Annotated in this window: 11 protein-coding genes and 3 tRNA genes; 11 read left to right on the forward strand and 3 right to left on the reverse strand. The window is 34.1% G+C overall.

Going from position 1 to position 13231, the window contains the following annotated elements; translation table 11 throughout:
- The first annotated feature begins 108 nt into the window (after positions 1-108).
- The 3 genes from J3U00_RS09470 to J3U00_RS09480 all read left to right on the forward strand — a co-directional run bounded on the left by J3U00_RS09470 (position 109) and on the right by J3U00_RS09480 (position 742).
- A tRNA-Asp gene (locus J3U00_RS09470) sits at positions 109-185 on the forward strand.
- A gap of 8 nt (positions 186-193) precedes the next feature.
- Positions 194-269, forward strand: a tRNA-Trp gene (locus J3U00_RS09475).
- Positions 270-403: 134 nt separating this feature from the next.
- On the forward strand, positions 404-742 hold the full coding sequence (locus J3U00_RS09480; RefSeq protein WP_065562455.1) for a DUF413 domain-containing protein: 339 nt from the start codon (positions 404-406) through the stop codon (positions 740-742).
- A gap of 4 nt (positions 743-746) precedes the next feature.
- Here the strand turns inward: J3U00_RS09480 and J3U00_RS09485 are convergent, their stop codons facing one another.
- The 3 genes from J3U00_RS09485 to znuC all read right to left on the reverse strand — a co-directional run bounded on the left by J3U00_RS09485 (position 747) and on the right by znuC (position 3960).
- A complete protein-coding gene (locus J3U00_RS09485) occupies positions 747-2270 on the reverse strand; it encodes a YifB family Mg chelatase-like AAA ATPase (RefSeq protein ID WP_267332242.1) in 1524 nt (507 codons plus the stop codon).
- 119 nt (positions 2271-2389) lie between these two features.
- A complete protein-coding gene (gene znuB / locus J3U00_RS09490; RefSeq protein WP_267332243.1) occupies positions 2390-3190 on the reverse strand; it encodes a zinc ABC transporter permease subunit ZnuB in 801 nt (266 codons plus the stop codon).
- Positions 3190-3960: a zinc ABC transporter ATP-binding protein ZnuC gene (znuC, locus tag J3U00_RS09495; RefSeq protein WP_220225240.1), complete on the reverse strand. Its 771-nt coding sequence runs from the start codon at positions 3958-3960 to the stop codon at positions 3190-3192. Before znuC ends, znuB begins: the two co-directional genes overlap by 1 nt.
- Positions 3961-4054: 94 nt before the next feature.
- Between znuC and znuA the strand changes: the two genes are divergently transcribed.
- From znuA to J3U00_RS09535, 8 genes are all read left to right on the forward strand, one after another.
- On the forward strand, positions 4055-4987 hold the full coding sequence (znuA, locus tag J3U00_RS09500; protein ID WP_267332244.1) for a zinc ABC transporter substrate-binding protein ZnuA: 933 nt from the start codon (positions 4055-4057) through the stop codon (positions 4985-4987).
- 29 nt (positions 4988-5016) lie between these two features.
- Positions 5017-6378 carry a murein DD-endopeptidase MepM gene (mepM, locus tag J3U00_RS09505; RefSeq protein ID WP_267329985.1) on the forward strand — a complete coding sequence of 454 codons (1362 nt, stop codon included), beginning with the start codon at positions 5017-5019 and terminating at the stop codon, positions 6376-6378.
- A gap of 124 nt (positions 6379-6502) precedes the next feature.
- Positions 6503-8827: a bifunctional glycosyl transferase/transpeptidase gene (gene mrcB / locus J3U00_RS09510; RefSeq protein WP_267332245.1), complete on the forward strand. Its 2325-nt coding sequence runs from the start codon at positions 6503-6505 to the stop codon at positions 8825-8827.
- 13 nt (positions 8828-8840) lie between these two features.
- The gene (gene mutM / locus J3U00_RS09515) at positions 8841-9650 is read left to right on the forward strand and encodes a bifunctional DNA-formamidopyrimidine glycosylase/DNA-(apurinic or apyrimidinic site) lyase (protein ID WP_267332246.1); all 810 of its coding nucleotides are present in this window, start codon (positions 8841-8843) and stop codon (positions 9648-9650) included.
- A gap of 373 nt (positions 9651-10023) precedes the next feature.
- Complete coding sequence (tolB, locus tag J3U00_RS09520; RefSeq protein WP_416379916.1) at positions 10024-11319, forward strand: Tol-Pal system beta propeller repeat protein TolB; 1296 nt, start codon at positions 10024-10026, stop codon at positions 11317-11319.
- A gap of 171 nt (positions 11320-11490) precedes the next feature.
- Positions 11491-11964: a peptidoglycan-associated lipoprotein Pal gene (pal, locus tag J3U00_RS09525; protein ID WP_267332248.1), complete on the forward strand. Its 474-nt coding sequence runs from the start codon at positions 11491-11493 to the stop codon at positions 11962-11964.
- Between the two features lie 67 nt (positions 11965-12031).
- Positions 12032-12775 carry a tol-pal system protein YbgF gene (ybgF, locus tag J3U00_RS09530; RefSeq protein WP_267332249.1) on the forward strand — a complete coding sequence of 248 codons (744 nt, stop codon included), beginning with the start codon at positions 12032-12034 and terminating at the stop codon, positions 12773-12775.
- 136 nt (positions 12776-12911) lie between these two features.
- Positions 12912-12987: transfer RNA gene (locus tag J3U00_RS09535), tRNA-Lys, on the forward strand.
- The last annotated feature ends 244 nt before the right edge of the window (positions 12988-13231 follow it).

Genomic DNA, 13231 nt, shown 5'->3' on the forward strand with positions numbered 1-13231 from the left:
TGCCGAACTCAGAAGTGAAACGCCGTAGTGCCGATGGTAGTGTGGGTATTACCCATGTGAGAGTAGGGTGCCGCCAGACTTTTAATTTATAAACACACCAAATACGGTGGAGCGGTAGTTCAGTTGGTTAGAATACCTGCCTGTCACGCAGGGGGTCGCGGGTTCGAGCCCCGTCCGTTCCGCCACCTTATCTAGGGGCGTAGTTCAATTGGTAGAGCACCGGTCTCCAAAACCGGGTGTTGGGAGTTCGAGACTCTCCGCCCCTGCCATAAAAATAATAGATTTGTTCTAATTTTAGTCATTTATTCAATTTTATTTATATAAATAAAAAAATTTTGTTTACAGATTAACTTTGTCAATTATAATTCCCGCCCAACAACTTTTATAATCTAGAGGATATAACATGGCTGAAAGTTTTGTAAGTCAACAACGTTTTTTTGATAATAAGAATTATCCAAGAGGATTTTCTCGTCATGGCGATTTTACTATCAAAGAAGCACAGATCTTAGAAAAATATGGTTGTGCTTTTAGAGATCTCGATGCAGAAACTAAAAAGCCAACTACATCAGAAGAGAAATCTTTTGTTGCAGTTTGTAAAGGGAAAAAGGAACCAGTTACAGATTATGAAAAAACATGGATAAAGTACCTTTCTAAAATTAACAAACCAAAACGTTTTCACACGTTATCAGGTGGAAAACCTCAAGTTGACGTGAGTGATGACTTTGTCGATAGTGATGATTAATTTATTAGCCAATATTTTTGTGCATCTGAATTAATAATCTATCCATAGAACGATAACTCAGTGCTTCTGAAATATGTTTTCGTTCTATGTTCTTTGAACAATCTAAGTCGGCGATAGTCCGAGATACTTTTAATATTCTATGCCAAGCTCGAGCAGAAAGCCCTAATTTAATTAAAGCCTGTTCTAAGTACTCATTATCTTCATCAGTTAACAAACAATGAATTTGAATTTCTTTTGGTGATAATTGACTATTTAACTTTTTATTTCTTATCATTTGAATTTTTCTAGCATCCATAACTCTTTTTTTTACTTTATCACTTGGTTCAGTTACACTAACTTTTTGACTTAGTGTACCTTTAGGTAGTAATGGTACTTCAATTGATATATCAAAACGATCTAAAAATGGACCAGAAAGTCGATTTAAGTAACGTATAATTTGTTGTGGTGTTGTCCTATTATGGGTTCCATGATAATGACCCGTAGGGCTAGGGTTCATAGCTGCAATGAGTTGAAACTTTGCTGGAAATTTTATTTTTGCATTTGCCCTAGATATAACAATTTCTCCCGACTCAATGGGTTCTCTTAAGGCATCTAATACTTTACGGTTAAATTCTGGTAATTCATCTAAAAATAACACTCCATTATGGGCTAATGAAATTTCTCCTGGTTTAGGTATTGAGCCGCCACCAACTAAAGCTGCTGCTGATGCACTATGATGCGGGGCTCTAAATGGCCTTTTACGCCAATTTTGAATTGAACCATTAGCGCTAACAAGACTGGTGATTGCTGCACTTTCAAGTGCTTCATCATCTGATAATGATGGTAATAATGAAGTTAACCGAGTGGCTAGCATAGTTTTACCGGTCCCTGGTGGACCAATTAACAATAGATTATGTCCACCTGCAGCGGCAATTTCTAAGGCTCTTTTAGCATGTTCTTGACCAATTATATCTTGTAGGTTAATTATTTGCTCATCATCATCTTTGTATTCTCTGTATTCAACAGTAGGTAAATTAAATTCATTGTATAGATATTGGCATAGTTCTAATAAATTATGGGTAATTAACGTATTATTATGATGGATTAATGATATTTCAGATTGATTTTCTCTAGAAATAATCAATGTACGATTATTTTTTTTAGATGATATAGCAGCAGGAATAGCACCTTTTACTGCCTTAATCTCCCCAGATAAGGCTAATTCACCTAAAAATTCATATTTAGCTAGATTATTGTTAGGTATTTGTTCGGTTGCTGCAAGAATAGCGATAGCTATAGGCAAATCAAAGCGACTACCTTCTTTAGGAAGATCTGCTGGAGATAAATTAACAGTTATCTTTTTTGCTGGAAATGTAAAGCCACTATTAATAATAGCGCTTCTAACTCGGTCTTTAGATTCTTTAACTGTTGCTTCTGGAAGACCAACCAGAACGAAACCTGGTAATCCATTACTAATATGTACTTCAACATTAATTTGAGGTGCTTGTATTCCAATAGAGGCTCTTGTATAAATAATTGCGAGAGACATAGTTTTGTCTTCATTAGTTTCTGATTTTTAGCACTTTATTAGTAATTAAATAATGTGAACAAACAGATAACTAAAAATGCGTGTTCCCTCGCAATAAATTTTCTAATTTTACTGATATTTTAATTTTTAGTTCTTAAAAAGAATTTAGAAATAAATAATGATATAAAAAATAAACAAGTATTACTTAATACAATAGAAGGACCTGTTGGAGTATCATAAATTAATGAAAACAGAATCCCACACAAAATAGATAGCATCCCAATTAATATTGCAAAAAATGCCATTGATTCTGGGTTTTTAGCATAATATTTTGCTGTAGCAGCAGGAATGATTAATAGTGCAGTAATAATTAAAGCTCCAACAAATTTCATAGCAATACCAATTGTTAATGCTAAAAGTATTGTAAGCATAAATTTTGTTAGTGGTACATTAATGCCATGGCTAAATGCTAGTTCCTCACTAACAGTGATAAATAAAAATTGATTCCAACGCCATATCAACAGAATTCCAATTATTAATACACAAATTAAAATCTGATAAACATCAAACATTGTTATAGATAAAAGATCACCAAATAGATAACCCATCAAATCAATGCGTATACTATTCATTAAACTTATCACAACTAAACCAAGTGAAAGAGCGCTATGAGCTAAAATACCCAGTAATGTATCAACAGGTAGTTGTTTTTGAGATTCTAACCATAACAGCCCGATAGCTAATATCAGTGTCACTAAAACGATGGCATAGAATAGATTGATATCAAAAAGGAAGCCAAAAGCAACCCCTAATAATGCTGCATGGGATAACGTATCTCCGAAATAAGACATTCTTCGCCAAACAACAAATGTACCCAATGGACCAGTTAAACACGATAAGCATAAACCTGCAAGTAAAGAGGGTAAGAGTAACTCAATCATTATTTTGTTCCTCTTGAATCAGGTAATATAATTTTTCGATTATGATCATTGTGATGCTGGCAACAATCATTATTGTGATGGTGCTTATATAAAGCGATTTGTGATGCGCCGTGAGGTCCAAATAAAGAAACAAATTCTGGATCGTTTGAGACACTAGCTGGTGTTCCTGAACAACAGATATGATGGTTTAAACAAATTACTTCATCTGTTTTTGCCATAACTAAATGTAAATCATGTGAAACCATTACAACACCACAACTAAACTTCGTTTTAGCATTAATAATTAAATCATACAATAGCACTTGTCCATTTACATCTACACCTTGTGTAGGCTCATCTAAAATAAGTAGTTTTGGGCGTTTTGCTAATGCTTGAGCAAGTAGCACTCGCTGTAACTCCCCGCCTGATAATTGATGCATAGATCGATCAATCAGGTATTGAGCTTTTACTAAAGATAATGTTTGGATGATATCATCATAACTTAATTGTTTATTTAGCTGCATAAACCGTTTGACGGTTATAGGTAAAGTTGGATTCAAATTTATTGATTGAGGGACATAACCGATAGTCAAATCAGAAGCACGTTCAATGGTGCCTGTTGTAGGTGAAATTAATCCTAAAATAACTTTGACGAGTGTTGATTTTCCTGCACCATTTGGACCTAGAATCGTAATAATTTGGCTTAAGTTAATTGTCAATGAAACATCATATAATATTTTTTGTTGATTTATTTTAACCGAAATATTATTTAGAGCCATTAATTGTGTCATGATATCGATAGTCCTTGCCGATCAATATGTTATGTTATATTATAACAATAATGTGGTTTTATTCCATCATATTTTATAAATATTGGATGACAAAGTGAAAAATTTAACTAAAAACATCAGACAAGTTCTACGTTTTCTTACACAACTTACGCTAATCGTTATTGGATTAACAAATAATGTTAATGCCACTGTAATTTCCTCAGTAAGGCCGATAGGTTTTATTACTGAAGCAATTGCATCAGGCGTAACAAATACAGATATACTATTGCCGGATGGCGCATCTCCTCATACTTATTCATTGAAACCCTCCGATTTGGCTAAAATTAAGAATGCTGATTTAATAATTTGGGTTGGTGAAGATATGGAAGTTTTTATGCCAACTGTTTTAAAAAATGTTGATGAACAAAAGCAGATAGAATTAATGGATGTTTCCGAAATTAAGAGTTTGCTTAGAACGAATCATCACGATGATGAAATACCTCATAACGATAATGACCATCATCATGGTGAATATGATGAACATATATGGCTTTCGCCAAAAATTGCTAAAATTATTGCAAAATCAATCCATGATAAGCTTATAGAACTGTATCCTAATAAAGTGCAGTTGCTTGATGCAAATCTGAACGAATTCATTACAAATCTATCAGAAACAGAACAAAACATTGCAAAAAAACTAATTAGCGTACAAAATAGAGGGTATTTTGTGTTTCATGATGCATATGGGTACTTTGAATCACAGTTCGGATTAAAAAATCTAGGAAGTTTTACCATAAACCCAGCAGTACAGCCTGGCGTTCAAACTGTCTATGCAATTCAAAAAAAGCTAGCGGAACATCAAGCAGTCTGTGTTTTTAGAGAGCCACAGTTTAGCCCTGCAGTTATAAAGAAGTTAGTAAATGGTACAAATGTTAAAATTGGTGAATTAAATCCATTAGGGACAGGTATCATTGTCGAAAAAGGTGCCTATTCACACTTTTTATTAACATTAACTCAGGAGCTGTTGGATTGTTTAGATAAAAAATAGTTTAGATTATAAGATAGTTAAGGTTAATTTTGGCACAGCAGATTAAATCCCCTAATATTGCAAAAAATAAATTCAAAATTCCCTATTTTTCAGTATTAGGAGCCCTTGTTGTTGTTATTTTTGTAACTATATTGTGGCGACCTTTAAATTTAGATCGCACAGTGTACGTCCCTCTAAATTCTCAAGCTCAAACTACAGTTACAGATACGCCTTCGTCTTCAGTTGTTATTGGCGATGGGCGAATTGATATGCTTAGTGATAAGTCTAAAACTGACAATGTTACAGAGTCGTCTGATGTTCCTGAAGATGATATAGCTAAAGACGAATTAGATGATCTTGCTGAAGAAAAAGATAACACAGTGCAATATACCATATCACGTGGTGATACATTACACGATATTTTGAATCGTTATAATGTAAATAAAAATGATATTGCACAGTTAACAGGTAAGTATAAACAACTAGCCAATTTGAGAATTGGACAGCAGGTTAGTTGGACGACCGATGATAATCACAATTTGCTCACTTTTAACTGGACAATATCAACTAATAATGTTCGAATTTTTGAAAAGTCAGGCAATCAATTTATAGAAAGTACTGAAACAGTAGAAGGTGTCTCACAAAATAATGTTATTAAAGGTGAGCTGAAATCCAGTTTTGTAGCTGATGCGCGTAAAGCTGGTTTAACGAGTAATGAGATTGGAATTATTACACGTGCATTGCAGTGGCGTTTGGATTTTCGACGTTTAAAAGTAGGCGACAAATTCGTGGTATACTTATCTCGTGAAATGCATGGAAATCGTTTATCCAATAGTAAATTACTTGGTGTTCGCATTAAAAATGGATCTAAAGATTATTATGCGATTCTAGCTGATGATGGTAAATACTATGATATTAATGCAGGTAGTTTATCTCAAAGTTTTTTCCGATATCCTTTAGCTAAAAAAGCTCGCGTATCATCAGGTTTTAATCCGCGTCGGTTACATCCAGTTACAGGCGTTGTTACACCACATAATGGTGTTGATTTTGCAGTATCTAGAGGAACGCCAGTATTATCTGTAGGAAATGGAGAAGTTGTTATTGCGAAATACAGTGGCTCAGCAGGTAACTATGTCGCTATACGCCATGGTAGGCAATATATGACGGCATACATGCATTTAGACAAAATTTTAGTGAAACCAGGCCAACAAGTTAAACAGGGTGACAAAATTGGTTTATCTGGTAATACAGGGCGTTCTACTGGACCACATTTGCATTTTGAATTACATATCAATAATAAACCTGTTAATCCATTAACAGCAAGTTTACCTATTAATGAAGGTTTAACCGGTAAGTCTAAAAAAGCATTTATAGAAAAAGTTAAAAATATTCAGCCACAACTTAGTTTTTAATTGATTTTATATATTCAACTATATTATTTAAACTAAAATATCTTATTGATAAGAAGCTCAATGCTTCATTAAAAAGTTATGTTATTATAAGTTAATTTTATTCAATCTTAATATTGGGTGCAGTTTGAACAGACCAACTAAAAAGAAATCGACTAAAAAATCTTCAAAAAAAAATAAGAAATCATTGTGGCGTCGACTTTGGTCGTTGCTTTTCAAATTATGTCTTATCTTTGTTGCTGTAACTGTCGTTTATGGGATTTATTTAGATCAACAAATTAAAGAACGTATAGATGGTAATGTTTGGGAATTACCTGCGGCTGTCTATGGACAGATAGTCGACCTTGAACCAGATAGTGATTATAGTCTTAGTGATGTTGTTACTTTGCTAAAAGGTGCACAATATCGTCAGCAAGATAGTAAAGCTACTAGACCAGGTGAATTTATTGTTCAAAATGGTGCTGTTGAAATTTACCGTCGTCCATTTACATTTCCTGATGGTGAAGAAAAAGCTTTTCGTGTCAAAATTACTTTCTATGAAAACAGGATAGATCGCATATCTAATTTAGACACAGGTCGTGATTTTGGCTTACTTAAGATTGATCCTAAATTAATAACGATGATGCATTCCCCAAATGGTGAACAACGGCTTTTTGTGCCTTTAAGAGAATTTTCTGACTCTTTAATAAAAACTTTAGTTGCAACTGAAGATAAACGTTTTTATGACCACCATGGTGTAAGTTTATATTCTATTGGTCGAGCCATATATGTTAATTTAACAACAGGCCGAACTGAAGGTGGAAGCACACTAACACAACAAACGGTTAAAAACCTCTTTTTAACTAATGAGAGAAGTATCAGTCGTAAAATACGTGAAGCCTATATGGCTATCATTTTAGATGCTCGATATAGTAAAGAGCGTATCTTAGAACTTTACTTAAATGAAGTCTATTTAGGTCAAGCTGGTAGTGAAGAAATTCATGGTTTCCCATTAGCAAGCCTGTACTATTTTGGTCGCCCAGTTAATGAATTGACATTAGATCAGCAAGCTGTATTAGTAGGTATGGTAAAAGGTGCTTCGTACTATAATCCTTGGACTCAACCGCAACAAGTAATTGAACGTCGTAATGTTGTATTAAAACTTGATGAGCAACAAGGAATTATTGATGAGGAATTATATAATTTACTTAGCCAACGCCCACTTTCAGTTTTACCAAAAGGTGGAGTGATATCACCGCAACCAGCATTTATGCAAGTTGTTCGTAGTGAGCTTAGAAAACAGTTGGGTGACAAAGCAGACCACCTGTCAGGAATGAAAATTTTCACCACATTCGATCCAGTTGCTCAGGCTGCAGCAGAACAATCGGTTACGGATGAAATAGAAACATTACGTAAATCGACTAATAAAGAATTACAAACAGCAATGGTTATTGTGAGCCGTGAGACAGGTGAAATCCGTTCTATTATTGGTAGCGCTGAGCCACGTTACCCTGGTTATAACAGAGCGTGGTTAACTAGACGAGCAATTGGTTCACTGGCAAAACCGTCAACCTACTTAACTGCATTAGGTCAGCCAGAACGTTATCAGCTTAATACTTGGTTAAATGACAACCCATTATCAATCAAACTTGATAACGGCGGTTATTGGCAACCGAAGAATTTTGATCGAAAGTTTCGCGATAAAGTGATGTTAATTGATGCATTAGCTCTTTCACTTAATGTACCTACAGTTAACTTAGGTATGTCATTAGGTTTAGACGCAACTAAAACGACTTTACAAGCATTGGGGGTACCTGAAGATCGTATCCCTAATTTGCCTTCTCGCTTATTAGGTGCTCTAGAGTTAACACCATTAGAAACAGCACAAATGTTCCAAACTATTTCCAATAATGGCCAACGTGCACCGCTTACAATACTACGGTATGTATTAACTGATAAAGGTGAACTTGTTTATCAAAATTACCCGCAACAAATTCAAGCGGTTTCTCAGCAATCGGCTTATTTAACCACTTACGCTATGCAACAAGTCGTTGAATCAGGAACATCACGTTCATTGAAAGCTAAATATGGATCTTTCAATTTAGCTGCCAAGACTGGAACAAGTAATGATTCGCGTGATAGTTGGTTTACTGGTATTGATGGAAAAAATGTTGCAGTCATTTGGATAGGGCTTGATGATCATTCACCTATGAAATTAACAGGCGCTACAGGTGCATTAAAAATATATAGTGAATACTTACAAAATAATCCACCGAAAAAATTACAACTTTCAGTACCACAAAATATCTTTATGGTACCTATTGATAGTAGTGGCCAATGGCAGTGCGATGGAGTAGGAGTAAGGACTTTACCGGCATGGACGGTCAATCCACAAAGTTTATGTGCTGTTAGTTCTCAAACTGAGACAAATCAATCGGCTCCTAGCTGGGTTACTGACATGTTCAATAATTAAATGAGATTATTAAATGCCTGAATTACCAGAAGTAGAAACTAGTCGGCGTGGTATTTTACCTTATTTAAAAGGCCAAATTATCAAACAAGTTGTTGTTCGACAACCCAAGCTTCGTTGGCCTATTGATGTGGCTATTTCCGATGCTCAAGGTCAAATAATAATAGATATTACTAGACGTGCTAAATATTTATTATTACAGTTGACGCAAAATTGGATTGTAATTCATTTAGGTATGTCTGGTAGCTTACGCATAGTAAAATCAAACCAAAAACCAGATAAACATGATCATGTTGATTTGGTATTAGAAAATGGTGTGACATTACGTTATACCGACCCAAGGCGTTTTGGGTCATGGCTTTGGACTAATTCTATTGATGATCTTAAACAATTGAAGCATTTAGGATTAGAACCTCTAAGCGAGGAGTTTTCAGCAAACTATCTTTTCGAAAAAGCGACTAATCGAAATATTCCTATAAAAAGCTGGATTATGGACAACCATATTGTGGTCGGTGTTGGTAATATTTATGCTTCAGAATCATTATTTATGGCAAAAATTAATCCGCACCGGAAAGTAAACAGTTTAACTTTAGAAGAATTTGAACGATTAGTCACAGCAATTAAAAAAGTGCTCACCAAATCTATAGAACAAGGTGGCACTACACTTAAAGACTTTGTTCAATCTGATGGTAAACCTGGTTATTTTGTACAAAAGCTCCAAGTATATGGTAGAGAAGGCGAAAAGTGTTTAATTTGTAAATCTGACATAAAGTCTCATCGAATAGGCCAACGCAATACGTTCTATTGCGAAAAATGCCAAAAATAGCAAATTTTAAAATTTATTCTTATTGATCATTCTTTAATATCTTTAGCCTGATTATATTTAATTTAAATAAAAATCTTTGGCGACTACTTTTAACTCCACCCAAATCAGCATAGTATAGTAAATAAGCGACAGTAATTGCGAATATAAGAATAATAAATAATTTATATAGAAAAATCTTTTTTACTCAAATAGCTATGGACTTGTTACGCAATTTCGGCTATCTTTCACGCTGATATTTATATTTTGTAAAGAGTGATACCATTTAATAACATTTTGTTAATTGTTAAAAGGTTTTATCTTTTTGTATTTAAATACGGTTGTTATACTTATTTTAACTTAAATATATTTCTTTTTGATTAAGGAATTTAAGATGATCAAATTTGCTTCTCGCTTTTTGATAGCTTGTTTTGTTTTTTTATATACAATGATAGCTACTGCTGAAGTTAGAATTATAATCACTGATAGCGTAAGTTCTGCTAAACCAATTGCGGTCATACCATTTAAATGGACAGGTAGCGGTGAACCTCCACAAGTTGTGGATAATATTATTGCTTCTGATTTACGTAATAGTGGTAAATTTAATCCAATTGATGTAGCAGCAATGCCGCAAAAACCAACTACCGCTTCTGAAGTCAATCCTAGTGTTTGGAGCAATATTGGTATTTCTGCCGTTGTAGTCGGTACAATCCAACCTGATGCATCAGGAAAATATCTTATCACCTATCAATTAGTTGATACTGTTGAACGTCCTGGAGCTGTCTTAGTTGAAAATCAATTTCCTATTGAACAACGTTGGTTACGTTATGCAGCCCATACTGCAAGTGATGAAATCTTTGAAGCGTTAACTGGTATCAAGGGTGCTTTTAGAACACGTATTGCCTACGTCGTTAAAAATAGTAAGGGTCCTTACACACATGAATTACGTGTATCTGACTATGACGGATTTGATCAAGTCACCGTACACCGTTCAAAAGAACCATTAATGTCACCAACATGGTCACCTGATGGCAAAAAAATAGCCTATGTAACTTTTGAAAGTGGTCGTTCTGCATTAGTGTTAAAAACATTAGATAGTGGTGCAGTTGAAACTATTGCATCTTTTCCACAGCATAATGGTGCACCAGCATTTTCACCAGATGGTAGCAAATTAGCTTTTGCCTTATCAAAAGGTGGTAGCTTAAATTTATATATGATGAATTTAAGAAGTAAAAAAATCACTCAAATTACTTCTGGGCGTAGTAATGACACTGAACCTTCATGGATGCCTGATAATGAAACAATTGTCTATACTTCTGATCAGGCTGGGCGTCCTCAACTTTATTCAATTAACATTAATAGTGGAGCATCACAACGTATAACTTGGGATAATACCCAGAATCAAAATGCTCGCGTATCTCCAGATGGTAAATTTATTGCTGTAATTTCTACTAATAATGGTGAGCAACATATTACTCGATATGATCTAGAAACGAATACTTATCAACGATTAACTGATACGTTTTTAGATGAAACCCCGAGTATTGCTCCAAATGGCACTATGATTATCTACAGTTCATCGCAAGGTTTAGGTACCATTTTAAATCTTGTTTCAACTGATGGTAATTTTAAAGCAAGGTTACCAGCGACTGATGGACAAGTAAAATTCCCATCTTGGTCACCTTATTTATGAGGAACGACTAAATTTTAAGCAATATTATAATTATTAAAATTGTGTAAATGTTAAGGTCGTTATAATATATACTTCTAATCTTTCTAGTTGGTAACAGGTGTTACTTTGAAGTTGGTTAGAAGTATACAAAATATCAATAATAATTTATTTAAACACAAAGGAGTTAATTCAATGCAATTTTCTAAATTTCTTAAGGTAGCTGCAGTTGCTTTACCATTAATTGCTGTGACAGCATGTTCTTCAAACAGCAGCAGCAAAGCAGGTAACGGTTCTTTATCTAAAGAAGCTCTAGCTCAATTACAAAAATTACAACAAATCAATACAGTTTATTTTGATTATGATAAATACAATGTTAAATCAGAATATTCAACATTATTAAATGCACATTCTATCTTCATGCGTGCAAATTCATTCTTAAATGTTGTTATCGAAGGTCATGCCGATGAACGTGGTACTCCAGAATACAATATCGCGTTAGGTGAACGTCGTGCAGGAGCAGTTAAATCTTACTTACAAAGTAATGGTGTTTCTGGTGAACAACTTTCAATCGTTTCTTATGGTAAAGAAAAACCAGCAGTATTAGGTCACAACGAAGCAGCTTATGCTAAAAACCGTCGTGCAGTAATTACTTACGCTGGGTATTAATCCCATCTTATGACGGCTGATTTATCAGCCGTTTTTTATGTTTAAGTTCACGTCGAGTTTATATAATATGTATAAAAAAATACTCACATTGTCCTTATTTTTATTATTTGCTGGATATGGTTGTGCTGCTGGTAGTTCTGATGTGGATAGAACAATACAAGCGCAAGGACAGTTGATAATTCAAAATCAACAAAAAATTAATGATCTACAATCAGATGTAGATACACTTCGTGGTCAATTGGAAGAAACTAAGCATCAACTTAATCAAACAATTGAACGCCAAAAAATGATATTACAGCAAATGACTAATGGGACAGGATTCTCATCAAATTCAAATGATGAAGCCCAAGGTGACAGTTCTGATTCAACATCAAGCACTGATGCTGGGGCATCGCCATCATCATCTTCAGGTTTATCTGGATGGTCTACTTCAGGTGATGATAAAGCGGATTATAATTACGTCATGCAATATATTAATGATGACAAACAGAGTGATGACGTAATTATAGCCTTTCAAAATTATCTAAAAGCCTACCCAAAGACAAGTTACCGTGCAAATGTAAATTATTGGCTTGGTCAACTTTGTTATAAAAAAGGAAAAAAAGATAATGCATCATTTTATTATGCAACAGTAGTAAAAGATTTTCCATCTTCTCCAAAAGCAGCAGATAGCCTTTATAAAGTGGGTTTAATTTTACTTGATAAAGGTGATAAAAAGAATGCCAAAACTGTATTTCAACAAGTCGTAAATAAATACCCTAAAGATAAAAAGACAGTTGATCTAGCAAATAAAAAAATAGCATCGTTATAATAAAATGTATAAATAACCAGCTATTGAATAAAAATAGCAATAAAAGGGTTGCACCGCCTTATAATTATAAGTATTATAGCAACCCGAAATTGCTTGAAGCGACAAGTAATAAAGCAGAAAGTAATTCTATCAAAATGGGTTGTTAGCTCAGTCGGTAGAGCAGCGGACTTTTAATCCGTTTGTCGAGCGTTCGAATCGCTCACGACCCACCACTTCCTCTCAAATTTTAAATTCACTTAATCAAACTTAGAAAGCTTATAAATTTATCGATTAATCATCTTAGCCAATTTTAATAGACCGTAGTTAAAATAAGATAGATTCTTAAACAAATTAGCGCTATTCAATCTAAGTCGAACACTAATTTATTTGATAAAGAGTATTGGCGCTCAAGTAGTATGTATGGTACTTGAGGGCCTTTTATTAACTGCAAGTTATAAATTATAATATTCGATAAGT

This window comes from Gilliamella sp. B3127 (assembly GCF_026536935.1).
Lineage (GTDB): Bacteria > Pseudomonadota > Gammaproteobacteria > Enterobacterales > Orbaceae > Gilliamella > Gilliamella apicola_E.